Source organism: Agarilytica rhodophyticola, assembly GCF_002157225.2.
In the GTDB taxonomy this organism is placed as follows: Bacteria; Pseudomonadota; Gammaproteobacteria; order Pseudomonadales; family Cellvibrionaceae; genus Agarilytica; species Agarilytica rhodophyticola.
Window position 1 is genome coordinate 1,779,051 of the sequence record NZ_CP020038.1, and the last position, 24,707, is coordinate 1,803,757.

At 40.2% G+C, this 24,707-nt stretch carries 29 protein-coding genes; 18 read left to right on the plus strand and 11 right to left on the minus strand.

Annotated elements, in window-relative coordinates:
- Positions 1–10: 10 nt before the first annotated feature.
- The 7 genes from BVC89_RS07425 to BVC89_RS07460 all read left to right on the plus strand — a co-directional run bounded on the left by BVC89_RS07425 (position 11) and on the right by BVC89_RS07460 (position 5,829).
- A complete protein-coding gene (locus tag BVC89_RS07425) occupies positions 11–697 on the plus strand; it encodes a DNA-processing protein DprA (protein WP_158657832.1) in 687 nt (228 codons plus the stop codon).
- A 408-nt stretch (positions 698–1,105) separates the two neighbouring features.
- A complete protein-coding gene (locus tag BVC89_RS07430) occupies positions 1,106–1,618 on the plus strand; it encodes a hypothetical protein (protein WP_086930579.1) in 513 nt (170 codons plus the stop codon).
- A gap of 11 nt (positions 1,619–1,629) precedes the next feature.
- Positions 1,630–2,181 (plus strand): YfbU family protein, encoded by a 552-nt coding sequence (locus tag BVC89_RS07435; RefSeq protein ID WP_086930580.1) that lies wholly within the window; start codon positions 1,630–1,632, stop codon positions 2,179–2,181.
- Between the two features lie 378 nt (positions 2,182–2,559).
- Positions 2,560–4,224 (plus strand): AIPR family protein, encoded by a 1,665-nt coding sequence (locus BVC89_RS07445; protein WP_086930582.1) that lies wholly within the window; start codon positions 2,560–2,562, stop codon positions 4,222–4,224.
- A gap of 69 nt (positions 4,225–4,293) precedes the next feature.
- The gene (locus BVC89_RS07450) at positions 4,294–4,617 is read left to right on the plus strand and encodes a hypothetical protein (RefSeq protein WP_158657833.1); all 324 of its coding nucleotides are present in this window, start codon (positions 4,294–4,296) and stop codon (positions 4,615–4,617) included.
- A 329-nt stretch (positions 4,618–4,946) separates the two neighbouring features.
- On the plus strand, positions 4,947–5,180 hold the full coding sequence (locus BVC89_RS07455; protein WP_086930584.1) for a hypothetical protein: 234 nt from the start codon (positions 4,947–4,949) through the stop codon (positions 5,178–5,180).
- Between the two features lie 58 nt (positions 5,181–5,238).
- Positions 5,239–5,829: an IPT/TIG domain-containing protein gene (locus BVC89_RS07460; RefSeq protein WP_086930585.1), complete on the plus strand. Its 591-nt coding sequence runs from the start codon at positions 5,239–5,241 to the stop codon at positions 5,827–5,829.
- Positions 5,830–6,055: 226 nt separating this feature from the next.
- Here the strand turns inward: BVC89_RS07460 and BVC89_RS07465 are convergent, their stop codons facing one another.
- The 4 genes from BVC89_RS07465 to BVC89_RS29625 all read right to left on the minus strand — a co-directional run bounded on the left by BVC89_RS07465 (position 6,056) and on the right by BVC89_RS29625 (position 8,578).
- Complete coding sequence (locus BVC89_RS07465; protein ID WP_086930586.1) at positions 6,056–6,484, minus strand: hypothetical protein; 429 nt, start codon at positions 6,482–6,484, stop codon at positions 6,056–6,058.
- The gene (locus BVC89_RS07470; protein ID WP_086930587.1) at positions 6,477–7,835 is read right to left on the minus strand and encodes a recombinase family protein; all 1,359 of its coding nucleotides are present in this window, start codon (positions 7,833–7,835) and stop codon (positions 6,477–6,479) included. Before BVC89_RS07470 ends, BVC89_RS07465 begins: the two co-directional genes overlap by 8 nt.
- 15 nt (positions 7,836–7,850) lie before the next feature.
- The gene (locus BVC89_RS07475; RefSeq protein WP_158657834.1) at positions 7,851–8,333 is read right to left on the minus strand and encodes a DUF2924 domain-containing protein; all 483 of its coding nucleotides are present in this window, start codon (positions 8,331–8,333) and stop codon (positions 7,851–7,853) included.
- Between the two features lie 80 nt (positions 8,334–8,413).
- Positions 8,414–8,578, minus strand: a complete 165-nt coding sequence (locus BVC89_RS29625) for a hypothetical protein (protein WP_158657835.1) — start codon at positions 8,576–8,578, stop codon at positions 8,414–8,416.
- Between the two features lie 334 nt (positions 8,579–8,912).
- Between BVC89_RS29625 and BVC89_RS07480 the strand changes: the two genes are divergently transcribed.
- The 11 genes from BVC89_RS07480 to BVC89_RS07535 all read left to right on the plus strand — a co-directional run bounded on the left by BVC89_RS07480 (position 8,913) and on the right by BVC89_RS07535 (position 21,263).
- On the plus strand, positions 8,913–10,046 hold the full coding sequence (locus BVC89_RS07480) for a hypothetical protein (protein ID WP_086930588.1): 1,134 nt from the start codon (positions 8,913–8,915) through the stop codon (positions 10,044–10,046).
- 229 nt (positions 10,047–10,275) lie between these two features.
- Positions 10,276–10,488: a MerR family transcriptional regulator gene (locus BVC89_RS07485; RefSeq protein WP_086930589.1), complete on the plus strand. Its 213-nt coding sequence runs from the start codon at positions 10,276–10,278 to the stop codon at positions 10,486–10,488.
- Entirely contained in the window at positions 10,488–11,381 is an 894-nt protein-coding gene (locus BVC89_RS07490; RefSeq protein WP_086930590.1) for an ATP-binding protein, read from the plus strand. The genes BVC89_RS07485 and BVC89_RS07490 overlap by 1 nt, the downstream gene beginning before the upstream one ends.
- Positions 11,382–11,405: 24 nt before the next feature.
- The gene (locus BVC89_RS07495) at positions 11,406–12,125 is read left to right on the plus strand and encodes a hypothetical protein (protein WP_086930591.1); all 720 of its coding nucleotides are present in this window, start codon (positions 11,406–11,408) and stop codon (positions 12,123–12,125) included.
- Between the two features lie 27 nt (positions 12,126–12,152).
- Positions 12,153–14,636 (plus strand): DEAD/DEAH box helicase family protein, encoded by a 2,484-nt coding sequence (locus BVC89_RS07500; RefSeq protein WP_086930592.1) that lies wholly within the window; start codon positions 12,153–12,155, stop codon positions 14,634–14,636.
- A complete protein-coding gene (locus tag BVC89_RS07505; RefSeq protein WP_086930593.1) occupies positions 14,637–14,981 on the plus strand; it encodes a DUF6511 domain-containing protein in 345 nt (114 codons plus the stop codon).
- A gap of 28 nt (positions 14,982–15,009) precedes the next feature.
- Complete coding sequence (locus tag BVC89_RS07510; RefSeq protein ID WP_086930594.1) at positions 15,010–17,196, plus strand: AAA family ATPase; 2,187 nt, start codon at positions 15,010–15,012, stop codon at positions 17,194–17,196.
- 573 nt (positions 17,197–17,769) lie between these two features.
- Positions 17,770–18,240, plus strand: a complete 471-nt coding sequence (locus BVC89_RS07520; RefSeq protein ID WP_086934550.1) for a crossover junction endodeoxyribonuclease RuvC — start codon at positions 17,770–17,772, stop codon at positions 18,238–18,240.
- Positions 18,240–18,650, plus strand: coding sequence for a DUF6362 family protein (locus BVC89_RS07525; RefSeq protein WP_086930596.1), 411 nt, complete (start codon positions 18,240–18,242; stop codon positions 18,648–18,650). The genes BVC89_RS07520 and BVC89_RS07525 overlap by 1 nt, the downstream gene beginning before the upstream one ends.
- 160 nt (positions 18,651–18,810) lie before the next feature.
- Positions 18,811–19,170, plus strand: a complete 360-nt coding sequence (locus tag BVC89_RS07530; RefSeq protein WP_216825107.1) for a hypothetical protein — start codon at positions 18,811–18,813, stop codon at positions 19,168–19,170.
- Positions 19,171–20,012: 842 nt separating this feature from the next.
- On the plus strand, positions 20,013–21,263 hold the full coding sequence (locus BVC89_RS07535) for a site-specific DNA-methyltransferase (RefSeq protein ID WP_086930597.1): 1,251 nt from the start codon (positions 20,013–20,015) through the stop codon (positions 21,261–21,263).
- Between the two features lie 3 nt (positions 21,264–21,266).
- On the opposite strand, the gene BVC89_RS07540 is transcribed toward BVC89_RS07535, so the two are convergent.
- From BVC89_RS07540 to BVC89_RS07570, 7 genes are all read right to left on the minus strand, one after another.
- Positions 21,267–21,545 carry a hypothetical protein gene (locus BVC89_RS07540; RefSeq protein WP_086930598.1) on the minus strand — a complete coding sequence of 93 codons (279 nt, stop codon included), beginning with the start codon at positions 21,543–21,545 and terminating at the stop codon, positions 21,267–21,269.
- Between the two features lie 232 nt (positions 21,546–21,777).
- Complete coding sequence (locus BVC89_RS07545) at positions 21,778–22,278, minus strand: hypothetical protein (RefSeq protein WP_086930599.1); 501 nt, start codon at positions 22,276–22,278, stop codon at positions 21,778–21,780.
- 117 nt (positions 22,279–22,395) lie between these two features.
- Positions 22,396–22,650, minus strand: a complete 255-nt coding sequence (locus BVC89_RS07550; RefSeq protein WP_086930600.1) for a hypothetical protein — start codon at positions 22,648–22,650, stop codon at positions 22,396–22,398.
- Positions 22,651–22,732: 82 nt separating this feature from the next.
- Positions 22,733–23,074 carry a hypothetical protein gene (locus BVC89_RS07555; RefSeq protein WP_086930601.1) on the minus strand — a complete coding sequence of 114 codons (342 nt, stop codon included), beginning with the start codon at positions 23,072–23,074 and terminating at the stop codon, positions 22,733–22,735.
- A gap of 165 nt (positions 23,075–23,239) precedes the next feature.
- Complete coding sequence (locus tag BVC89_RS07560) at positions 23,240–23,611, minus strand: hypothetical protein (protein ID WP_086930602.1); 372 nt, start codon at positions 23,609–23,611, stop codon at positions 23,240–23,242.
- Between the two features lie 213 nt (positions 23,612–23,824).
- Positions 23,825–24,175 carry a hypothetical protein gene (locus BVC89_RS07565; RefSeq protein ID WP_086930603.1) on the minus strand — a complete coding sequence of 117 codons (351 nt, stop codon included), beginning with the start codon at positions 24,173–24,175 and terminating at the stop codon, positions 23,825–23,827.
- A 104-nt stretch (positions 24,176–24,279) separates the two neighbouring features.
- Positions 24,280–24,633 (minus strand): hypothetical protein, encoded by a 354-nt coding sequence (locus tag BVC89_RS07570; protein WP_158657836.1) that lies wholly within the window; start codon positions 24,631–24,633, stop codon positions 24,280–24,282.
- Between the last annotated feature and the right edge of the window lie 74 nt (positions 24,634–24,707).

Sequence of the window (24,707 nt, forward strand, 5' to 3'; positions counted from 1 at the left end):
GCAGCCAACTGTGCAGCAAAATACAGAAATACATGCAATAGACCAAGATTCTGATTATTATCCAGACAGTCTTCGTAATATCATGAGTCCCCCACGCATACTTTACGCTCGAGGCAACTTAGATTTGCTCGTGTCTTCTCTAGGTGTGGCCATTGTTGGCACACGTAATGCCACAACTAATGGCTTAAAAATAACAAATAGAATAGCTCGCCACTGTGTTAGCTTGGGAGCGACAGTGGTCAGTGGGCTTGCTTTAGGTATTGATGCTGAAGCCCATAGGGGGTGTCTAGACGTAGCTGGAAACACGATTGCTGTGTTGGCCCATGGTTTACATACGGCGGAACCCAAGGCCAATCAACAGTTAGGCTACCAAATATTGGAATCTGGTGGTCTATGGGTTTCAGAACATCCAGAAGGTGCTCGAGCGAGTAGACAAAACTTTGTGCCACGTAACCGCATACAAGTCGGATTATCTAAGTGTTCCATTATTGTCGAATCTGATGTTAGAAGCGGCACAACAACGCATGCTAAATTCTGTGTTCAGGAAAAACATCCACTGTTTGCAGTTATTCCTCAAGAAGGAAACCCTCTAAAATTACATTGTAAAGGGCCAGAAATGATGGTGAGAGATATGGGGGCGAAAGCGCTTGTTACTAAAGACGACTACTCACTTATTAAAACAGCTTTGAATTTATAACTGCAAATGTAAGTTTTCCTAACTTTACCTATTATTTAGTAGGTGAAAATGGATCAAGCTTGGCACTGAATAAAATAATAGCAGATGAGTTGTATGATAACGTTGATGGTGGGAGTTTGCACCTTGCGGCCACTAGCGGAAAAGCTAGAATGACGAAGAAACTCTTAAGAGCGAACGTTCGAAACGGATGGATATTCTAACTTCTGCTGCTCGCGTAAAAGACCACCAGAGTCTCGTTAAATACAGAGGCTTACTATTGCGAGTAGAGGTTGTTTAAGTAGATTCTTTTTGCTCATTGAAGTTGTTGGGGTTTTACTTAGAATGTTAATTGAAAAACAGCAGTGGATATTCGGGAATCCCGACATAACCTGCTGTTAGGTTCTATCAGGAGTCAAGCAGGATAATGTTTTGGATTCAATAGAAAAATGGGTATCAGTACTGGGGAGCATTGCTTCTATTGGTGCTGCGATCTGGGCTTGGGTTGAAGCTAGTAAGGCATCAACATCCGCAAAAAAAGCCGAAATCGTCAAAAATGAGATTGTTGACAGACGAAAATTGGCTGAAGTATCTCAAGTTCATGCAGAAACGAGCAGGGTTTTGAAAACTGTTTCAAAGGTTGGGCCTTCATGTAACCCAACAATGCTTCGTGGTGTAAATTGTGCAGGCATTGCAAAGGAGGTAGAAGAGTTCTCCCGCTTTATTAATGAGCAAAGCTCGCACTTTACAGAGTTCTTTGATAACAAAGCTAAAGAGCTGTGTGCGGCTTTAAATGATGACATAGAAGCGTTGTCTGAAGCTAAATCGTTTGAAGATAAAAAGGCGGCAGGCAAAAGTATTTACTACAAAATCAATGATTTTATGCCAACCGTAAAGACTCTTTCTGACGAAAAGAGAGAGAGTATTACAACCCGCTTTAATTAAGGGAAATAACAATGAAAATTACAGATGGTGAAAAACTAATACTGTTAATGCTCAGCGAGCTTTATGATACTTTAGACGTAGATGGTGAAATTGAGCCTGACTTTATTCGTTCTGCAATATATAGCGATAAAACGTGGAGTATACCATGGAAATACTCCGGTATCCCCTTTGAAAATCAAGAGACACCTGGAATCGTAAAAGAAGTACTAGATATTCTAGATATGTGGAGTTTTATTGAGTATAGCTACGGCGAGCTTAATGACGAAGATAGGGCTTATGTTGAGAAAGAAGCATCACCATTTGGCAAAGATCCAAAGTTTAGAGGTTTTGATGGCAACAATGAAACTGATTATATGGGAACTGCATCGTTTATTGTGAATCAACTTGATCGCTTTGAAGAGTTTAAAGGAAGAAACTTTAATTCGCACCTTCCATCAGTAGATAGCTATCGCAGGATGTTGACGGTTTTCAATAAGATGAGAAATAACTTCTATTTAGATTCTTTAAGTGCAGAGCAACTAGTCCAAATACTTAAAGAAAAAGTACACCCTGAGAATAGGTAATGACCTAACAAATGCCCTCTAATCCTACTAGTAAAAGTTTTGGCCTTCGCTTTTATTTTTCAGCTGCAGAACGGAGTGCCACTAAAAATATCTGCGCTATAGACTTCAATAGTGCGCACTCTAATTTTCTAGCCCCCGACTTAGTGGAATTTTTTGGCATTGGCATCCAAAAAGATATGGCGTCGAATTGAACTTTAGTGGATATACAAGGTGATATTATTTGGATCAGAAAATTGTCCGAAGCAGCCGCTTAGTGCTTCAGCTAAAATGTTGTATTGAGTGAGGTGGAAAACGACCCTGAATGGTGACCTGGAATGCGATCTATAAACTAAGTGTCATTTGATAAAATTCATAACTATTGATAGACAGGAGCTATAAGTGTTCTTACAAGAATTAGAATACGTAAATTTAAAAAAAATTCTCATTTCCTACGAGGAAAAAGGGCGTGGGGAGTCTATAGCCTTTTTAAACTGGTTCTTAGAAAATATATTTCGCTTAGATAGCGTCGCTGCGGACGATGCCATATGTGATAGAGCAAACGATCGCGGAATAGATGGTCTAGTGGTTGAACATACACTTAAGAAAGTATTAGTTCTTCAAGGAAAAATAAAACAGAAAGAGTCTTCAATTGGTGATGCGTCACTTAGAGAATTAGCAGGAACTATTACACAATTATCTGACGTCGATTCAGTTCAAGCGTTAATTGATGGTGGTGCAAATGAAGAATTAAAAAAAATTCTTAAGAGAAGTAACGTGAAAGATCTGATTTCGAAGGGCTATAAAGTAGAAGGGGTGTTCATTTCTAATCAACCATTGGATAAGAATGGAGAAGAATTTGTCAGACAAGATAGTTCTATCACTGTATACGATAGGCGCGCAATTGTTAGTAAATATATTGATATTGAAGCTGAAGGTGGTATTGAAGGCGAGCACGTCTTTGATACGAGCTATGTCACGCCAATTGTACTTCATACGTCTGACCGCGCAACAACTTATATATTACCAGTTAAAGCTCTTGAACTCATAGGTATGCAGGGTATAGATGACGGAACGCTTTTTTCACAGAATGTAAGGCAATCTTTGGGAAATACTAAAGTTAATAAAGCGTTAATGGAAAGTGTCAATGATAAGAAAGAGCATGAAAACTTCACGCTCTATCATAACGGAATAAATATATTATGTGAAAAAGCAGAACTGAAAGGCGATAGTTTAAATATAGCTAATTATGTGGTTGTAAATGGAGCTCAAAGCATATCTACGTTTAAAAAGTTATCCGATAAGCTATCAGAAGATTTGAGAGTTATTGCAAAAGTAATTCAAATTCAAAACCCAGAACTTTCCAAAAAAATTACAATAAATAGCAATAATCAAAACGCCATTAAACCGAGGGATTTGAAGTCTACTAACGAAGTCCAGTTGAGATTAAAGAAAGAGTTCTCTCACATTGAAAATGGAATTTACGAGTTGGAAATAAAGAGAGGACAAGAACAATCGGAAGGTACAACATTAATTACTAATGAAGAGGCGGGCAAGTTATTACTTGCATATGACTTAATGGAGCCGGAGTCATGTCATCAAGTATACAGGCTTTTTGATGATAAATATTCTGATATTTTTGCTCGTCCCGTTGTAACGGCTTATCGGATTATATTTCTTTATTTGATCATGGAGAAGATCAAGATAGTTACTCCTAGAATTCAGCCAACACCGTTATCAAAGTATGGGTTGACTAGATTTTTTTTAATGTCCGTTATTTCAGAGCTAATAAAATCTGATGAAGTGGCTTTGGTTTATTCGAGGTCTCCAGCTGAACTTTTTGATGACGGTAAAGTTGAAAAATTTATGGACGCGATAGAGTCAATACTTAAACTAATTGTTATGGATCTTAATTACGAGGTTGAAAATATGGGCGATAAATTTGATTATAAAAGTGATTTGAAAAGTCCTACAAAGTTGAGAGATCTAAGAAGCAAACTATTGCAAATTTTCAAAAAAGATGTTGCTCGGGGAAAGGCTGAGTCGTTGAGTGATCTACTTTCGTAAAGCGAGTCTAACTAAATGTCCGCTTTGCGGCTGATCTTTGATTGTAATTCAGCCCATAAGAAAAAATTTATGATTAATAATTTACAAAAAGAATCAGTGTTAATTTGGTCAGTAGATGAAAATAATATTGACTCATCACGTGTTCGAAGAGATATTACTAGATTTGAATCATGGTTAAATGGAAACGAGGCTGGGAGCATAACATTTTTGAGTTGGGGTTTATTAATAGTTCTAGATGAAATGCTGGAAGACGACTTAGAAATGAAGCTACTTTTAGAGACCCCATGGGGTAACAATTTACTTAATGAGGCGAAAAGACAAGCTTGTAATCAAATACAGATAATCACCGGTTATCGTTTGCCTGTGGATACTTGTCTTAAATTGGTAAGATAATTTTACTAAAACGAATAATGTATACAGCAAAGAACTTGTTATCTGGCTCTTTGTTATGAAGATAACGAGTTCCTAATGATAAGATTGATATCAATATTTATATCTTTTTATATATTAAACGGCTGCGTACCATTAGAAGAACGCGAATCATATATTGCCAATTCTAAATCACTAGAGTTTGTCTCGTTTTGGAATTACTGTTTTCATAGCTATTCAAAGACATCAGATAGCCGATGGCTTTTAATTGTTCAAATTCCACTCAAGTCTGGTAAATATGATGTCGCTAGGTTTGTCGAACTCATCAGCTTAAATGAATATGAAGATATTAATTGTGCTATGGCGTGTATCAAGGTAGTGACATTGTCTGTGAACCTAATAAAGAAATAGTTATTCCAGCGTCAGATGGTGATGTGCGAATTAAGAGAATTGATACAACTCCTGTATGGGAAAGTACAGTTTCTGTTAAATTGAGCAATCTTGTTTTTAACTATCAAAACGAAGAGATAGTGATTAGTGATGGTTTTTTCGCTAAGACTCCTATCTTTAACTTTTGTGCAGGATAGCTATAAACAGCAATTGCTGATCTACTAAAATATCAAAGTATTAAAAGGTAATAAACTTATGTTTAAGCTAATTTTATATCTTACAATAGGAATTGCGTTTTCATGTGAAGCTTTAGATATAGAAGGAACATCTATTGAGCAGGTTGCATCAGATGGAACAACACTGATTATTCAAGGCCGAGGGTTAACATATAATGACAATATACCAGAAATTAAAATATCAGACGTTCAACTCCAAATTTGTTCTTTTTGTTTCTCTAACACAGAAATTACTGCTGAAATGCCACCAAGCCTGGGCAATGGTGATTACAAAATTAAGTTATACTCTGATGGAATACCAATTGCTACCTATGACTACACTTATACAAATGCTTCTCGTCAAATCTCGTATAAAATGCTACCTACTTCGAACATAGCATGTAGTAATGCATTTGAACGATTAGATAGATATACAGGTAACACAAGCGGCTATTCCTTTGTCGGTTCGTCTATGGTGGTTATTGCAAATGACGGAAGTTGGAAATATCGAGCTATTGTTGGGGATTGTAGCCCGCGAACTAACAGACCGACTCGTGCTTGGGCTTCAGTTCCAGTTGATAACAATGGTGATATTGTGAGAGGGCACTGGGCTTTATCACAGCTACCTTAATTTTTCAGGAATTTAATTGACGTATTATACTAGTAATACATCAAATAGAGTTTTGATTGCAATTCTAATCTATTGAGGAAAAAATTGTGTGATTTAATGATCTACATAAAGTGATTCGAAAAGTTATCTTTGAATATTTGGCCTGAAAAGGGTGTGCTTGGTTCTTCATCTACGTATTATTGATGGTATAGTGTGGCAACCGTTAACACCACTAGCGGAGTTAATATTATTTGGTGACACCAAGCTTCACTCTTTGCTCTTCCCATACCATAGGCGTATTCGCCCCCAGGGTAAAGAGCGTCACCCCCTCGGATATATTTTCATCAAGAATCGCTTTGATTATATCTGGCGCCAATATGTTAAGATTTAAGATACGGCTGACGTAACTATTATCCACACCTTCTTTATTCGCTAACTCTTTTATCGAGCCATAGACGCCGCTGTTGAGTTTTTGCTCCCACTCATAAGCCCTCGCTAGCGCTAATTGAAGTGGCGTGGGTTCGCTATCCCAAGGGCGGTAGTCGCTATCTGTGTTACCGGGTAGTGTAATAATTTTACGGCCACTGCGCACTTTAGGTCTAAGTGAGATCTTTATAGAGAGGGAACCGTCGCTGCTTTCAATTATACGAGACATAGGTATTGTTTGATTATCCATTGACCACTTTCTCTTTCGAAGTTTTCGGTGTTATTTCTTGTGCCAGCTGTTCGAGTCCATTCTTTCTTAGCCTTAGATCCATATCATCAGGGGTGATAATAATTTTCTCAATCATCAGATGAATGAGCCGTGCCTGCTCATCAGGAAAGAGTTGCTCCCAAATAGTCGTCATCTTTGTGAGTGCTACCGCTACCATAGCTTCGTCTAATTCATCGTCGTGAACCTGAGCGATAGTGGTGACCTCTTTGACGATCTCTGACGACTTTAATAGAGTCATGACCTGTGTTGTCACAGCAGCTTCTATTTCACTGGCCGGAAACCGGGTTAAATCGGAAGTGCCAGCGCCTTCTTTCGCATCACGTATACTGAGGTAATAACGATAGCGTTTACCATTTTTGTGCCGACTATTGGCAAACGACGTGGTGAGAGCACGACCTTCTGCATCAAATAGCAATCCCTTTAATAAGAAAGGAACTTTAGCACGCGTAGTGTTGCCTTTTGCCTTATAGTTCTCAGCAAGCCTCTTATGGACGGCTTCCCAGAGTGTCTTATCGATAATGGCATCATGCTTACCTTCATACCATTGGCCTTTGTGCCCAATCTCACCTAAGTATGTTCGATTCTGGAAAAGCTTATAAATAAAGCCTTTATCGATAGGCTTCCCAGGGCGATATTTATTATCCTTCGTTGTCCATGATTTTGTTGATATCCCGTCAAGGCGTAATTCTTTTACAAGCAGTGTGGCTGACCCTATCTCTAAAAAGCGAGAAAATATATGACGGACTGTCTTAGCCTCATTGTTGTTAACCACTAATAGCCTATCCTTAACATCATAGCCGAACGGTGGAATACCTCCCATCCATAAGCCTTTTCTTTTACTCGAGGCCACTTTATCTCGTATACGTTCTGCTGTGACCTCACGCTCAAATTGTGCAAAGGATAATAAGATATTTAACATTAAGCGTCCCATGGAGCTAGTCGTGTTAAATTCCTGTGTCACAGAAACAAAGGATACATTCATTCGCTCAAATATCTCCACTAGCTGCGAAAAGTCATGGAGGCTTCTGGTCAGGCGATCTATTTTATATACCACTACCGTATCAACTTTACTTTCTTGAATATCTTTCATTAAGCGTTTTAGGGCAGGGCGCTCCAGTGTCCCACCAGAATAGGCGGGATCATCATAGTCATCGTTCACTGAAATCCAGCCTTCACTTCTGTGCGCAGCAATATACGCGTGCCCGGCATCTTTTTGAGCATCAATAGAATTGTAATCTTGATCCAGTCCCTCTTCGTGGGATTTTCGTGTGTAGACAGCACATCGGCGTTTAGGTATAACATGTTTGCTCATCTATTTTTCTCTCGCTCATTTTTTATTTTTCGATGGGGTGTTGGGCTTACGCAAACCAAAAAACGCAGGCCCAGACCAATGTGTACCGGTAATCTCTTTCGCAATTTTGGATAAGCTTTTATAGAGCTGTTTTTGAAATTCAAACTGTCCGTCTGATAGAACAATCACTTCGTATTCCACATCGTTGTAAAGCCGCTTCAAAATGGTGCCCGGTACTGGAATATAAGTTCCTTGTTTATTTTTGCTTTTATTGAGTGCATAGGATTTACTGATGCTTTCAATACGTTGTGTATTTTTAGCCACTATTTTTTTCTCTTGGGTACTTAACGCGTTAACTTGTAATGCATAAGCTAGACGTCGTTCAATATAGCTTCGTGCGCGTACTGGGGGTGGCGTTGGGTTGAACTCCTGCCACATAGCTAACAGTTCTTTCATGGTCATGCTTTCAAGTTGCATAATCTGCGTTAGTGTAGAAGGGGGTGTTTCTGTTATCGGCATGGCTGTCCTTTGGGCGTTGATAATAGGTTTTCCATGTACGCTCAGGTAGGCAGACGAAGCAAGCAGTTAGTTAGTCTTCGCTATATTTTGGCGCTTAAAGCTTTCTTTTCTGCATGAATCCGCTTGCCTTTTTGATATAATGCTTGAAATCGTTTACGTATTAATCCATTTGATAGTATTTCAGCAATTTCTTTTATCCGCTCTTCGGCAGTCATGTCGTGAGGTAATCGCTTGTTGTTTGTCACGCGTGAGGAACCTTTGTTATTAACCGATGTTCTTATTGTAGGAAATAAATGAGGGGGGATGCGATAAGACAATTAGTAACTCTCTGTATTGCATTATAAGAATATATAACTGCTGGTAAGAGAAAGTAATTTTAAGGAGGTTTTTTAAAGCTTTTATTTTTCTATTTTTAATAAGAAATACACTTAACAAGTGAAATAAAAGCGATTTGGTTTTGATTCTTATTATTTATTTTTTGTTTGCATCATGCTGATATCACGTCGTGGTAGCTTTTCAGTAGTTGGTTTTTAAATTTTTACGCTTTATTAGATTCGTTTTTTTACCATGGACGATAGTATGCCTATGTCTCTTGATCCGTGTACGCGTTTGTTACATGCTGTTAACACCGATACTTATCATTCACTTATCCATTCTAAAATAGCCGCTTCTCATGATACTCAAGGCGGTGTGAATCCCGCGAATATGTGGGCTGACTCGATTTTTTTAGTGGCTCAAAACATTAAACGCTTTGATCTTTCCTCAGTAAATTCTGCGATGTCTTACGGAGAACGGCAGACATTTTATTCTATCCACAACGAACATGAGCAAAGTCTTTGGCTTTATGTCCACCATCAACAGCTATTTCATGAAGTCGTCGCTGTATTATTAGCAGAGGATCACCTTTCTGACCCGAATACCACGGTATTTCAGTTGCCGCCACTGTTGACTCTCAACGAAGGTCAGAATCCGCTCGTACACTATAAACGCAGTTTAGCGGGCATGCTGAGATACGCTGAAGAGGATATTGATATAAAAGTCGTCAAGCGCTTACTCTCAGAGTATTCTTATAATTTTAAAATTCTTGTGTACCTTAATCGCTTACCCAAAGCCAATGACTATCCCATTGATAGGCGCACGGCATTACTTTCTAAATCATGGTCGCAAGCCGTCAGTATCGTCTACGATCCTAGAACAGGGATAACGGATGTGACGGCCAGTACGCTATATACACGTAAAATGAATACGGTATTTTTTGCCCGTTATCTTCTCAATATCAGCGACGTAGGAAAAATACAATACCCTAAGCCCTATCGTTATCAATTGTTGACAGGTAACTCTCACCAGGTGTCGGTGGATAGTCAGGCACTACGTCAGGTTAATCACGCGCAACCTACCCTTAAACTTGATTATGTTACATCAGACGCCTCTTATCTCCCCGTGCACTATGATGCAGCGAGACGTATCTTAAAAATAAAAGGGAAGCCAGATTGGTATATTGGTGGCGAACGTCGTCCTTTGGCGATTCGTTATATGTATGAGCAAGCCAAAAAAGGACGTTGGGAGTTACCGGCTAAAGAAATTCTAGCTGCAACTAAAATACCTGGACAAAGAGGTGGCGCAACACGCATGCAATCATTATTTAGTAACTCGTTGGAATGGGAAGACTATATCGTGAGTCCTAAAAGAGGATATTATTGTTTTAATATTTAAATAAAAACTGGCTCTTATGACTACGATAATTTTCACCCGGAGCTAATGTTAAGTAATATTATCACCATTTAATTTTGTGCAATTAATAGTCGTATACAATATATTTATACGACTTTTTTCAAAAAAAATCGCCGCAGTACAAATTACAGTACAAATTGCAGTACAAAGCCCACTAGACGCCAGTACAAACGCTTCTTCATAATACCTCCTGAATACTGTAGGAGATTTTATGACGTTAGCCTCACATCTTAATCAAGAACAACTTGCCCTTCGTTGGAATTTAAGTGAAAGCACGATCGCGAATTGGCGATCAAAAGGGATTGGCCCTGCCTTTTTAAAATTACATAACCGTGTGGTATATCGCGAGGAAGATATTATCGCGTATGAAGCACAGTCTTTGCGTAAAAGCACCGGTGAAAAAGCTCAGGAGGTGCATGCTTAATGTTTCCTCTTATTACAGCAGAGCAACGACGATCACAGCACCGGGGTGTTAAAGGCTGTATTTTTGGTAAAAGTGGTATCGGTAAAACTTCTTTACTGTTAACGCTCCCGACATCGTCCACATTATTTTTTGATATCGAAGCCGGTGATCTTGCCGTGGAGGATTGGAATGGTGATGCCTTTAGGCCCAAGACATGGCAAGAGTGTCGAGACTTTGCTGTGTTTATTGGTGGGCCTAATTACGCGCTGCGTGACGAACAATCCTATAGTGAAGCGCACTTTAATGCGGTCTGTAAAAAGTATGGTCATCCGGAACAATTAAATACCTACGATATTATTTTTATTGACTCGATTACTGTTGCCGGTCGTTTATGTTTTCAATGGTGTAAAGGTCAACCGCAAGCCTTTAGTGAGCGCACTGGTAAACCCGATACTCGTGGTGCTTACGGATTACACGGCCAGGAGATGATTGCATGGTTAACGCACTTACAGCATACACGTAATAAAAGTGTCTGGTTCGTGGGAATACTCGATGAAAAGGTGGATGAATTTAATCGTCGCGTTTTTGAGCCACAAATCGAAGGGTCTAAAACCGGATTAGAATTGCCTGGGATTGTCGATCAGGTCATTACTATGGCAGACCTGCCTTCTGAAGACGGCACCCCCTATCGTGCTTTTATCAATCATACCTTAAACCCTTTTGGTTATCCGGCGAAGGATAGAAGTCGCAAATTAGATGTCATTGAAGAGCCGCATTTAGGTCGTCTTATGGAAAAAATAAAACGGCCTGCAGACATGATGGTTCACCATCTTGACTACGGTCTTAAAGCGCCTGCACATCTAGACACTCAACCACCGTTACAACCTAAAAATACACGCAACACCACACACTAATTTATTGAAGGAATAGATTATTTGATGAATAACAACTGGACAAATTTTAATGATGCCGATGATCAAGTGGATTTTGACATTATTCCTAAAGGCACCTTAGCGAAAGTGAGAATGACAATAAAACCGGGGGGGTATAATAATCCTGATATGGGCTGGACGGGCGACTATGCCACACAGAGTGAAGATACGGGAGCCGTATATTTAAATTGTGAATTTATTATTTTAGAAGGGGAATACGCTCGCCGAAAAATATGGTCACTCGTGGGGTTGCATAGTCGGAAAGGCGAAAAATGGTCGCAGATGGGACGCGCCTTTGTGAAAGCGATCTTATGCTCTGCCCGTGGAATAAAGAAAGACGATTTCTCAAATCATGCGATGCAAGCACTTTCCATTACGGGTCTTGCGGACTTAGATGGCCTTGAGTTTGTGGCAAAAATTGGTATTGATAAGGGAGATGAAAATAATGAGCCGCGCAATATTATTCATGTTGCGGTGACGCCAGAGAATAAACACTATGCTTCAATCATGGGGAATGTGCCAGTTACTTTCTCTATGCCTCAGCACAATACTATGCCGGTGAATACATCTCACGTAGGTTATGGTCAGCAGCAAACACTACAGGAGCAACAACACGTGTCATCGTACACGAACGCTCTACCACAACACCATACTACTGTACCGCCACAAGTGATGAGTCAGCAAAAGACGACAACATCCACAGGCCGTCCTCCTTGGGCAGGTTAATCACCTAACACACGACGGATTTTAATCATGTTACTAAGACCTCGACAAACCACGTTTGTCGAGCGGAGCCTCGCTGCGCTCGAGAAACACAAAAATACACTAGGTGTGGCACCTACAGGATGTCATGCACCCGGCACATTGTTATTAATGTATGACGGCACACTAAAACCTGTCGAAGACATTCAGGTGGGCGATACCCTTATGGGGCCAGATAGTCGCCCTCGGCATGTCCAACGTTTATATCAGGGAACCAATAGGATGTATGAGATACGTCCATTAAAAGGCGAGCCGTTTACTGTCAATAAGGATCATATTCTTTCGTTAGTCAAAACTGGGAACGTTATCCCCGATAATAAACGAGCGGATAATGTCACCGACAGCATTGTGAATATTAGTGTGAGCGCTTATCTGGAACAAAGTGCTACCTTTAAACGCATACACAAACTTTACCGAACAGCAATTGATTTTCCTCAACAAGAAGCACCTTCTGTCGATCCGTATTTATTCGGGTTATTGTTAGGTGACAAACACTTAATGCATTGTCCGCCGCCGATTCCTCATCATTATAAAGTAGGATCACGAGAAACACGTGGGGCTATCCTAGAAGGGTTAATTGATTCTGATAGCAACCCTGTTAAAAGCTGCCGTGCGTTTTCTACCCCATCAAAACAGCTTGCGGATGACGTGACTTTTATTTCCCGTAGCTTAGGGCTATATCCATCGTCTACATCTAAAACGGTCAATGGAATACCCTACTATAGCTTGACGATAGCCGACAGTGCTCACGAGGAGAATGTCTTACATACAGGCTTTACCGTGCATGAAGTGGGGTTAGGCGACTACTATGGTTTTTCGGTCGACCAGGATCACTTGTATGTGATGGGAGATTTCACTGTCACACACAATAGCGGTAAGACAATTATGTTATCGGGACTGGTAGGACAATGGGCTAGAAAAAATCAAGGGGCTAAAGCCTGTGTGTTGGCGCACCGCGACGAATTAACACAACAAAACAAGGCTAAATTTTTACGTGTTAATCCGACGCTCACAACCTCTGTATTTGATGCGAACGAAAAATCCTGGCAAGGTGATACCACTTTCGCGATGGTGCAAACACTCTCACGAGAAAATAATTTACTGCAAATACCCGCGTTAGATTTATTGGTCATCGATGAGGCTCATCATGCGGCAGCAGACAGCTATCAAAAAATCATTGATGCGGCGCGAGCGAAGAATCCCGATCTTGCTTTATATGGTGTCACCGCCACCCCCAATCGTGGTGATAAAAAAGGGTTGGTGGATACCTTTTCCAATGTTGCCGATCAAATCACGCTAGGTGAATTAATTCAAGCAGGCCATCTTGTTAAACCTGTGACCTATGTGATTGATGTGGGTACGCAAGGTGAGTTATCGCAAGTGAAAAAAACGGCCAATGACTTCGATATGAATGCCGTTAACGCCATCATGAATAAAACATTAATTAATGAGTCTGTTCTAAAGCATTGGAAAGAAAAAGCGTCAGACCGGCCCACAATTATTTTTTGTTCCACGGTCAGTCATGCTAAGAATGTGGCGTCAACGTTTCAAAAAGGCGGGATTAATACAGAAGTTATTTATGGAGGCTTAACCAAAGAAGAACGCAAAGAAAGGCTCGAACGCTACGAGTCAGGGGAATCTCAAGTGGTTGTTAATGTGGATGTCTTAACCGAAGGCTATGACTACACCCCCACCAGTTGTGTGGTGCTATTACGTCCGAACAGTTATCAAGGCACCATGATTCAAATGGTGGGGCGAGGACTCCGCACGGTCGATCCGAATGAGCATCCTAACATTATCAAAACAGATTGTATTATCTTGGACTTTGGAACTAGCTCGCTTATTCACGGCAAGCTTGAACAAGACGTTAATCTAGAAGGAGAGGGGGTGGGTGAGGATGCCCCTCAAAAGTCGTGTCCTGAATGTGATGCTGCTATACCCGCAGGGTGTCGACTGTGTCCCTTATGTGGTTATTCCTTCAGTGTTCCTGTTGACAATACTGCCGCCGCTAATGATAGCCGTGCTGAACTCAGTGACTTTGTCATGACAGAGGTCGACTTACTTTCACGCTCTAGTTTTAAATGGGTGGATCTTTACCACGATAGTACAGCCATGATGGCCACAGGGTTTGCTGCGTGGGCAGGCGCCTTTTATTTATATGGCCATTGGTATGCGGTAGCGGGTGCTCGACAACAACACACACGACTGCTGTCCGTTGGCGAGAGAACGTTATGTATCGCTGCGTGTGATGACTGGCTCAATCTTAACGAAACCGAAGGGGGTGCCGAAAAATCGCGTCAATGGCTCAATGAAACCGCGACACCACAACAGCTTAAGTATTTACCAACAACATACACCTATAACTTTAGTTTAACGCGTTATCACGCTAGTTGTTTAATTGCGTTTAATTTTAATAAAAACGATATTCAACGCATTATTTTTACTGCCGCTAAGCAAAAAGAGCAGGTGGCGTAGTTGTCCTATTGCTGTGCTATTTGCTGCGCCCGATCACGTGGATTTGGCTGGCGAGATCCAAATAAAGCATTAAAGAGGCAGCGTTTTTGCTCAAAGCGTTGCCAAGATATTCATTACCACTACTTTACACAAGGCATCATCGTGACAGAAAGTGAAAAAAACGAATTTGAAAAAATAGCAAGAGAAGCCGTTATTAATCCACTCGCTACCTATGTCTGTAACGTCGGCTCTGAGAAAGCGTTATTCGACTATACCAAAGAGGAAATACACGGACTGATACACACGATTATTCACACCTACACAACACGATTACAGAATTTATATTCTGACGATATCCCATTCTAAATACGATTTAAGGAGCACACATTTTATTATGACCATTAATAACTTTTTAGATTTTAGTTCGGCGAATGACCAAATCGATCCGGATGAGCAAGAGGCACAACTCTCAACTCATGAGGTCAAGTCACGTTTACTGGATCAATTGCCTCATGTGTTGAACTATTTATTCCCTGAAGGCAAAGAGAAACAAAAACAATTTATTGTGGGAGATATTGACGGTAATAAAGGTAAAAGTCTTGTGATCGAGCTGCACGGAAGTAAAGCAGGCGTATGGCATGATTTTGCGACGGGTGAGAGTGGTGATATTTTTGATTTATGGGCGCATCATAAAGGCTTTGATATTCGTCGGGATTTTTCACGTGTCATTGAATCCATGTCACAGTGGTTGGGGACAGCACCGACGTCCTCTTCATCAACACCGAAAAGAAAAAAAGCACCCCCAATGGATGACTTAGGTCCAGTAACAGCGAAATGGAATTACCATGATAGTGAGGGTAATTTAATTGCTTGTGTGTACCGCTATGATCCTCCTGGCGGGAAGGAGTTTAGACCTTGGGATGTAAAAGCCCGGAAACAACAGGCACCAAACCCAAGACCACTGTATCAACAGCCCGCGATCGCAATTAACGACTACGTTATTTTTGTTGAAGGTGAAAAGTGCGCGGATGCCTTATCCGCTACCGGTAATATTGCAACAACAGCCATGGGAGGTGCTAATACACTGGTAGATAAAACAGATTGGTCGCCGCTTCAAGGCAAACACGTGATGATATGGCCTGATAACGACGAACCAGGACGCACCTATGCTAACAATGCGGCACGGGCTATCGCCGCTGTAGGGGCGCTTTCAGTGAGTATTTTGGACATCCCTAAAGATAAACCGGAAAAGTGGGATGTGGCAGACGCTATTGATGACGGTGTCGACGTTAACGAGTTTATTAAAAACACACCTAAGATAACGATTGATGTGCCTGCACCTACACGTGCATATACGGTAAGTGAAATACTTGCGGATGAAACGCCTACGCCAGATGATTTAATTGAGCCTCGCGTACTCACCCCCGGTGGTATGATGGTGTTAGGGGGTGCCCCTAAGGTGGGTAAATCGGACTTTATTTTATCATTGCTCATGCATATGGCTGCAGGTGAGCCTTTTATAGGACTGAAGCCAACAAAACGATTACGTATATTTTATTTGCAAGCTGAAGTGCAGTATTACTATTTGCGTGACCGTATTAGAAGTATGAATATGAAGGAACTCATGCTCTGGCGTGCGTCCGATAATTTATTTATTACCCCTCGGTTAAACCTTATTTTAAATAACGAGGGCTACAGTACCGTAAAAAATCTGATGCGAAAAGCCTCTGAGAAGGAACCTATCGACGTTATTGTGATCGATCCCTTACGTAATGTTTTTGATGGGGGTGAAGAGGGCGCAGGTGAAAATGATAACAACACTATGATGTATTTTTTAAAGGAGCGTGTCGAAAGATTACGTGATGAAATTAATCCTAATGCTGGCATTGTTATTGTGCATCACACAAAAAAAATACAGAAGCGGCAATTAATCGAAGACCCCTTCTTATCTTTTTCTGGCGCGAGCAGTTTACGTAGTTACTACACCACAGGAGCATTGTTATATAAACCAGAGGAAAATAAAGCGATACGAAAACTTACCTTTGAATTACGTAATGGTATAGGGATTAAAGACAAATACATCGATAAGAAAAATGGGCAATGGGTAGAGGTAGATCCTGAAAGTGAACGTCTAGTTAATCAAAAACATGGAGAGAAACTTGATGCTGAACGTATAAGAAAACGAGATCAAATTATACAGCTTATTTATGACGAATCACTAGAAGGTCGAGTGTATACCATTGCTCAATTTGCCGAAAAATTCGAAGGCACTGAGGGTTTAGGGGGCAATAGAACTATTGTTGAACGCATAAATGTTAATGCAACTAAAGGTTGGATTAAATTCTTTAAAAATACAGATGATTATGATTTACCTAAAGCGGCGCGTAGTAAGTTCGGCTATGCGTGTGTGGAGGATATGAGACTACCCAGTAAAAATATTATTGATGATGATACCGGAGACACAAAAACTATTTATAAAAGAGTCAAACCAACACACTATAAATGCGCCCAATCAGGGTCAGTCTTACCCGTCGAAAATCCTGATGTATGGGTATATAGCGATACAGAAAATGATGAATAAAGATACACAAAAATGTGTTGCATTTTGAAGATTACATTTACGCTCTGTATTCTATTGCTTACATATTTTTTTAATAAAATCAGTGGCTTGTAAATAAAATATAGTGCCTTTCATTCTAACAGAAAAATTTACCTTACAAACTGGTCGTTAGCCTTAGTGCTACGTGACTTTAGCTACTTTTTTTAGATAACTACACAGCCCCCTATACTTAAAGTATAGTTAGTAATACTACGTTACACTTGTATTACTAACTTACTTGAAATAGGGGTATTCTTTTCATGATGGAGATCTGATGACGATACATGAGTTTAAAACAACCCCTAATCTAGGGACATTGTTGATTTACGATAACCAATCTTATCGACTGAAACATATAAAACCTTACAGAAAAGTGCGTAATGGAGAAAAAACTTTTTTGCTAGTGTGGGAAACACCTTGTGCGAAATGCAAAACACCCTTTGAAACAACCACACCATTAAAAATTAAATCATTTAACCGTCGATGTAAAAAACATACCGCACCAGGAAAACGAGTTAATCCTAGTCGATATAAATCATCATGGAGAAAAAAATAATGGATAATTTAAACGTATTATCACTGGATCTCGGCACAACGACTGGATGGGCGGCACAGTCGAAGGAATGTATTATCAGCGGCACGGCTAATTTCAAGCATAGTCGTTACGACGGGGGTGGGATGCGATTTTTAAAATTTAATGCTTGGCTACGAGATTTACATACATCCATCGATGGCATAGACGTGATTTATTTCGAGGAGGTGAGGCGGCACATAGGGACAGACGCAGCGCATGTGTATGGCGGATTCTTAGCAACACTTACCGCGTTTGGTGAGCAGGAAAATATTCCTTACCAAGGTGTGCCTGTTGGGACAATTAAAAAACATATCACAGGCAAAGGTAATGCGAGCAAAAGCGAAATGATTAAACATATTAAAAATTTAGGCTATGAACCTGCTGACGATAACGAGGCAGATGCGCTAGGACTGCTCATGTGGGCGCAGGATCAACAAACAGGGAGACACTAATGCATCGGCGTAGCTGGGATAATAAAACCGTAGCACAGCGTTTTGAGGAGTGTGTTAGCGTGTTAAGCAAGTTACCAGGAAATATATCATTAGGCCATAGAAATTATTGGCCTGAAATTAAATACACCCCACGTGAAATTGCTCGGATGGAAAAAACTAAAACACACACGATATTACAACCACTCCCCGATGCCATTGATCGCGCTGAAGAAACCTTGTCTTGGATTACGTTAGTCGATAAGCCAGAGCGGCGTAAATTAATTTGGCTTAGGGCGCAGCGTATGTCGTGGCGATCCATTGCACGAGAGGTGGGCTATCCGAAAACAACGGCACAGCGGTATTGGAATGAAGCGCTTAGGACTATTAGTGATAATTTAGAAGTACCGGTAAGTCGCGGTAACTCCTGGTAAGAAGTCTTAAAAAACGGGTGGGACAAATTTGACGTTTGGGCGTATAGTTTGCCCTATCCTGAGACAAGAACCAGCAAGCACCGCTCGAAATATTTATTTAACAAATTATTAAACCGCAGTTGATACTATCGCTGCGGTTTTTTTATGCCTGAGAAAAGTTATGGAAACTACCGCTAGAAAATCACCGATCAAAACAATTCGACAAAAATGCTTGGATTGTGCGGAAACTCGTACTCAGGTAAAACATTGTGAATTTAATTCCTGCCCGTTACACACCTATCGCATGGGTAAGAATATATTTTATGGGAAAGAAAAACCCGAAGGCTATCGTTCACCGCTTAAGGCCATTCGTGCTGAATGCCTTGACTGTGCTAAATCAGCCCATGAAGCGCGATTATGTCCAGCGACGAAATGTACGTTATGGCATTACCGTTTTGGGAAGTATCCTAAGACGAAAAATAATTCTGATATCCCTATCATTGAGATTACCCAAAAACCTGCGCAAATAACGGGGGTTTAGCATTTTGGCCGCTTAAGCAGTAGGGTAGCTTAGGTCGATAGGGGTTAATCGTTGAATACCTCTTGTAGTCGCACTTTTGAAGCGTCAGCGACGTTATATCATAGAGTTTAAGGCCAGCATGACAACATCCTAGTGATTTAGCAGGAAAAAGCTTCTCTGCATGACGCTCGTTAGCATTGCTTTGTAACCTGCTCATACAACAGGGTTGTAGATTTTTAATAACCTAAGCAGTAGGGTAACCTAGGTCAAGTCGATTAAATTATTGAACCCCCGTTATACTGGCACTTTCCAGGCTTCAGCGGCGTTATACACTCGGACTTACGGTGTTAATTACACACAGAGATCTTCCTCATGATTAAACAAACATTTTTCACGTTATTAATTTTATTCTTTATCGCAGTGATTGGAGGAGCGGGATTTATTATTTACGATGGGATTAAACATATGTAACATTTGTGTTTAGTGGAATATTTTTCTCGCGTTATTTTTTACAGTAATTTATTTACTATTTTCTTAAATTAATATTAGTTTTGAAAAAAATTAATTTGATTGAAACTTTTATTAATTACCACAGTCTTATTTGTAAACCAGCTCATAACACTTAAACAAACTTCGCCGAACGTCTGCGATATCCTTCGAAAAATATCAAAAAGGTACTTGGTAGAAATGGACGCCATGCGGGCGGCAAGACCGCCGAATTTCGCTAGCGATAGATGTTGTTAAGTGGTTCGCACTTCGCGGTTCGCATTTTTAACTTAGGTTCGCACTCGCGACATAACGTATTAATTTACTTCACCGTTCATTTTTTCTTGCTGTTTTTTTTAATTTACTAAGGTTTGTATATGGCGCACATCGCTGTAGATTCGGTGGTGCACTGGCCACTCAAAAAACTTATTCCCTATGCCCGTAACGCTCGCACACATGACGATACCCAAGTCTCTCAAATCGCTGCCAGTATTGTCGAGTTTGGTTTTGTTAATCCTATCCTAGTCTCGAGTGACGGAACGATTATCGCAGGCCATGGCCGCCTACTAGCCGCACAACAATTACAACTTGAAAAAGCCCCTGTGATTATTCTAGATCATCTAACAGAATCACAGAGACGGGCGCTGGTTATTGCAGATAATAAACTCGCAGAAAACGCTGGATGGAACGACGAACTACTTGCCTTGGAACTTGATGATTTAAAAGACCTAGGGTTTAATCTCGATATCATTGGCTTTTCGGATGACGAGCTAGATGAATTACTGGATTTTGATAGCGCATCGGATAGCCAGGGTAACGAGGATGAGGTGCCTGAGCCAGAAGAAAGTGTGATCAGTCAAGTCGGTGATATATGGTTGCTAGGCGATCATAAATTATTATGTGGAGATGCCACTAGCCGTGAGGATATTAATACGCTACTGGGGGATGAGTTGGTCGATATGACCTTTACCGATCCGCCTTATAATGTGGATTATGGGAGCAACCAGCGCGATAAAATACGCTTTAATAGTCGCCCTATACTCAATGATAATCTAGGCGAGGGCTTTTACACATTTTTAAAAGACGCGCTAACGCATATCCTCGATAAAACTAAAGGCGCGTGTTATATCTGTATGTCCTCCAGCGAGCTGGATACCTTACAAAAGGCATTTCGCGATGCCGGTGGCCGTTGGTCGACATTTATTATTTGGGCGAAAAATCATTTTACATTAGGCCATTCCGATTATCAGCGGCAATACGAATCGATTCTCTATGGATGGAAACAGGGCAGCGACCACTTCTGGTGCGGTGATAGAAATCAAACCGATCTATGGTTTTTTAATAAGCCTAATAAGAGTGACTTACATCCTACGATGAAGCCGGTCGAGCTTGTGGAGAAAGCAATAAGAAATTCCAGTAAAAGTCGGGATATTGTATTAGACCCGTTTGGTGGCTCTGGCAGTACCTTAATTGCCTGTGAGAAAGCGAACCGCCGTGCAAGGCTAGTAGAGCTTGATCCTAAATATGTGGACGTTATTATTCGTCGTTGGCAAGAATATTCAGGGGGGGAAGCGACAAGGCTGTTGGATTCTCTTACCTTTAACAGCCTAGAGGTAACGTCGGCTTAACCTCTAAGGTGAGGTTAGCCGTGTGCAAATACGGAGGGCTTCCTTATCCCAGTCATTATTGTTGTAGTCGATGCGCTGTGTGATGACTTCGCTTAAAAAGTCTCGAATGATGGGGCGTATATCAAAATCACCCTCCAATTCATCGAGAAGATCGTATAAATCATCGTCGCCGATAATGTCGACTAAGTGATGAGTTGCTTGGTTGCAAGGTATTGGCTTTTTCATCAATACTTGTAAGTCGTTTGCGATTTTTTTTGTTTTAGGTAATGCCCATGTGCCCATTTTAATTTCCTCGCTTGATGTGTTTCTGTAGGGACATTAACGCTCGTTCCGACGACTACATCAAGTCATTGATGCATATATTTTTATTTTTTTACTAGAAAAATCCCACACATTAGGAATGCGAACTTTTACCATTATCCTTAAAAAACCTTTATTCTATTAATATTTTTATTTCTCATTCGATGTGCGGATTAAATATTTATTTTAGAGAATAATATGGCATATCCCTGGGTTAATCGTACCCGTTGATTGGCTCCAAATCGCCACTCGTGGCATCACTCGAATACTGAAGGTCGTGCAAACAAGGTGCTCCTGGATTAACAAATGTGACACCACCAGTAACGTGTAATACGACACCGTGTTTTTGGGATAAGCGTGTAAGTTCTTCTATGAATGCTTTGAACTGTTCGTCTTGCGAGTATTGTTCTTTTTGTACATGTTTTTCAGTGTCGTTTTCTATGCCTGAGTATGTGTCGCTAGTCATCGGTATTACTTTTAAACCCTTTTCATCAATACTCAACTCGCAAAAGGGATCAGTTAAAAATTGTGGCCGCAGTTTTAAAGCCGCTAACCTGATATCTTTTCCTATACCATTATTGAGTAATGCGACATTGAAGATATTGTCCGTGGCCGCTTCCATATCTTTAAGCAGGAGGCTTATATAATTAAATTGACGTTGTGTTATATGATATTGGGACATAAAGGCTAATTCTTCTGCGTTGTATTTTCTCATCGTAGTTAAATCCTTATAGTTAGGTGGTAGGTGTGTGTTTCTGTAGGGACATTAACGCCTCATTCGCGAGACACATCAAGTCGATTATTATTGTTTAAGGTCAGCTTCTGAAAATATTTATTCGAGTTCTAAGTCAATATACGAAAATTGCCAGTTGACTGGCGTTAGGCCACCATCAAAGGGTTCTATATTATATTCAACATGAGTAAGTTCTGGGTTACTAGGCGAGGTTATTTCAACCGAGCTATCGGAGTCACAAAGCGTTAAGACGACGCCATATTTTTTTGTTATGATTTCTAGTTCTTCGGTAAACTTTTTCAAACGCAGTCTTTCGTTTAAATTAAGTGTATCTTTGCCAAATAGTTTTGTCATATCAATGCCTTATTTATTTGTTTATCTAACGACATTAACGCTTCATCTGCGTTTTAGATCAAGTAGATGAAGCATTATTAAATTAATAAAGTTTGTGTGTTTGCCATTGGTTATCGTCGTAGACATAAAGAAAATTAGCGTCGTTTCTCTCGGCAGCTATTATCAATTGCTCCATACTTTTAGCGTATTGGGGTTTGCAGCGGCTCCAGGGTTCATGGCGATCCCGGTGATACGCACAGACCTCTTTATTTTCTATATAAGATAGGTTACCTAAAGCAATGAGGGCGTCTGCCTTATCAAAGGAATTATGATGTTCTCGTAATGTCGGCCCTACGCCGCCTATATTGTCATATCCATTCCAATGGCAATAGACTGCGTAAAAAAAATCCCCTTTTTTTATGGCTATTCTTGATCGTGTGCTCATTGTTATCTCCGTTTCGTTTGCTATTTAATTAAGTAGGAACATTAACGCTTCATTCGCGAGACACATCAAGTCAATGATGGATAAATATTGAGATAGGAAGTGCGGCTATATTTTTAAATTATTTATTGATGGAGGCTAAACATTAGCCTCCAAATATCTGTATCGTTAGACATCGTCCATTTCTTTAACGATGCTAGGTATATCAACACTACGATTCGCAATAGCATTGAGTGTATGAATATCAAAGCAATCGAGCATTGCTGTCATCCTCTTAATTATTAACAAATGGGCTTGAGTTGCCCAATTGTTGGTATTAGCAATATATTCCGCTTTAAATACATCTGACCCGACAAAACCTTTTAAGGTTGCTTTAATTTCAGCTTTATGTTTATAGATTTCATTGTATTGTCCTGCATCGTTAATATTTTTAAGGTCATCATCGGTAAAGTATTCGATATATTCTTTGAAATGTTTGTGGTCTTCTGGGTAAATAACCTCTAGCACTTTATTAGTAAGCGCTAATCGTAATTCAGTCATGGTGATAGTTCCTTGGGTTGTTTTTGGTAGGGACATTAACGCCTCATTCGCAGAACACATCAAGTCAATGATAGATAAATATTTAGGTAGGAAGCGCGGCTGTATTTTTTAATGATTTATTAATAGAGGCTAAACATTAGCCTCCGGGTAAATGTATCTTAAAAATCGTTCATCCTTTAACGATGTTGGATACACCAACAGCGATATGATTTTTTATAACCTCATTATTTTCCATGTATTATCGCTATAAAGGCATAGGGTATTGGCCGTATTATGTATGGCTAATGCTATAACGCTGGCCATATCTTGGCAGATTTTGGGTTTGCACTCTTTCCAATCTCTATTGTCATGTAGAAAATACGTACTTACGTAGTCTTCTTTTAGCGAAATCAGATTGCCTTGCTTAATGAGTTTCTGTGCTAGTGAATAAGAGTTGTAATATTTTTTTAGTATCTCATCGACTTCTCGTTCACTATAAGACGATGCTTGGTGACAATATATTGTCTTAATAGAGTGTTTTCCCTGTACAGCAATCATGAAGTGTTGAATGGCAGCATTTTTCATTTGAATTTTTACCCTTGTATGTTGTTGTATGAGACTATCAATGCAATTCTCGAAGCGCTATCCGACTGCCACATCAAGTCTTTAGTGCCTTTATTTAAGCCTCATCAAATGGTGAGTGCTGTGTGCCGCCACGCTTCATTGCAATGTATATACATATGGTGAGCATTGGCTTTAACGCCCTCGTCAACTGCAATACCGAGATCCTTATACGTGATATGGGGGTGATAGAGTTTATGGCCAAGTGTAAATAGACGTATACTATCGGGATATAGTGTATGTATGTTCCCACTACGAATAAGTTGATCAATACGCTCGGGGGTGTTGTAGTGTTGATGTAAAATATCGCTCAGCGCATCGTCATCATAGTGGTGATTATTAAAACAATAGACCGTGTGATAGGCGCTTTTATTTTTAACTAACAACATGGTTTTTGTTTGATTTTCTTTTTCGGATATCATTATCATCATTCCTTTTGTTTTTAGCATAATATTGTGCTTCATTCACGCTTCACTTACCGCTAAGATCAAGCAAA

What these genes read in the sequence shown, in the direction of transcription:
- BVC89_RS07510 (WP_086930594.1), top strand. Translation starts at nt 15,010, where the DNA reads ATGACCATTAATAACTTTTTAGATTTTAGTTCGGCGAATGACCAAATC.
- BVC89_RS07540 (WP_086930598.1), bottom strand. Translation starts at nt 21,545, where the DNA reads ATGGGCACATGGGCATTACCTAAAACAAAAAAAATCGCAAACGACTTA.
- BVC89_RS07565 (WP_086930603.1), bottom strand. Translation starts at nt 24,175, where the DNA reads ATGAAAAATGCTGCCATTCAACACTTCATGATTGCTGTACAGGGAAAA.
- BVC89_RS07550 (WP_086930600.1), bottom strand. Translation starts at nt 22,650, where the DNA reads ATGACAAAACTATTTGGCAAAGATACACTTAATTTAAACGAAAGACTG.
- BVC89_RS07545 (WP_086930599.1), bottom strand. Translation starts at nt 22,278, where the DNA reads ATGAGAAAATACAACGCAGAAGAATTAGCCTTTATGTCCCAATATCAT.
- BVC89_RS07560 (WP_086930602.1), bottom strand. Translation starts at nt 23,611, where the DNA reads ATGACTGAATTACGATTAGCGCTTACTAATAAAGTGCTAGAGGTTATT.
- BVC89_RS07435 (WP_086930580.1), top strand. Translation starts at nt 1,630, where the DNA reads ATGAAAATTACAGATGGTGAAAAACTAATACTGTTAATGCTCAGCGAG.
- BVC89_RS07460 (WP_086930585.1), top strand. Translation starts at nt 5,239, where the DNA reads ATGTTTAAGCTAATTTTATATCTTACAATAGGAATTGCGTTTTCATGT.
- BVC89_RS07535 (WP_086930597.1), top strand. Translation starts at nt 20,013, where the DNA reads ATGGCGCACATCGCTGTAGATTCGGTGGTGCACTGGCCACTCAAAAAA.
- BVC89_RS07485 (WP_086930589.1), top strand. Translation starts at nt 10,276, where the DNA reads ATGACGTTAGCCTCACATCTTAATCAAGAACAACTTGCCCTTCGTTGG.
- BVC89_RS07520 (WP_086934550.1), top strand. Translation starts at nt 17,770, where the DNA reads ATGGATAATTTAAACGTATTATCACTGGATCTCGGCACAACGACTGGA.
- BVC89_RS07555 (WP_086930601.1), bottom strand. Translation starts at nt 23,074, where the DNA reads ATGAGCACACGATCAAGAATAGCCATAAAAAAAGGGGATTTTTTTTAC.
- BVC89_RS07530 (WP_216825107.1), top strand. Translation starts at nt 18,811, where the DNA reads ATGGAAACTACCGCTAGAAAATCACCGATCAAAACAATTCGACAAAAA.
- BVC89_RS07475 (WP_158657834.1), bottom strand. Translation starts at nt 8,333, where the DNA reads ATGCCGATAACAGAAACACCCCCTTCTACACTAACGCAGATTATGCAA.
- BVC89_RS07465 (WP_086930586.1), bottom strand. Translation starts at nt 6,484, where the DNA reads ATGGATAATCAAACAATACCTATGTCTCGTATAATTGAAAGCAGCGAC.
- BVC89_RS07495 (WP_086930591.1), top strand. Translation starts at nt 11,406, where the DNA reads ATGAATAACAACTGGACAAATTTTAATGATGCCGATGATCAAGTGGAT.
- BVC89_RS07570 (WP_158657836.1), bottom strand. Translation starts at nt 24,633, where the DNA reads ATGATATCCGAAAAAGAAAATCAAACAAAAACCATGTTGTTAGTTAAA.
- BVC89_RS07470 (WP_086930587.1), bottom strand. Translation starts at nt 7,835, where the DNA reads ATGAGCAAACATGTTATACCTAAACGCCGATGTGCTGTCTACACACGA.
- BVC89_RS07490 (WP_086930590.1), top strand. Translation starts at nt 10,488, where the DNA reads ATGTTTCCTCTTATTACAGCAGAGCAACGACGATCACAGCACCGGGGT.
- BVC89_RS07525 (WP_086930596.1), top strand. Translation starts at nt 18,240, where the DNA reads ATGCATCGGCGTAGCTGGGATAATAAAACCGTAGCACAGCGTTTTGAG.
- BVC89_RS07500 (WP_086930592.1), top strand. Translation starts at nt 12,153, where the DNA reads ATGTTACTAAGACCTCGACAAACCACGTTTGTCGAGCGGAGCCTCGCT.
- BVC89_RS07450 (WP_158657833.1), top strand. Translation starts at nt 4,294, where the DNA reads ATGATTAATAATTTACAAAAAGAATCAGTGTTAATTTGGTCAGTAGAT.
- BVC89_RS07480 (WP_086930588.1), top strand. Translation starts at nt 8,913, where the DNA reads ATGCCTATGTCTCTTGATCCGTGTACGCGTTTGTTACATGCTGTTAAC.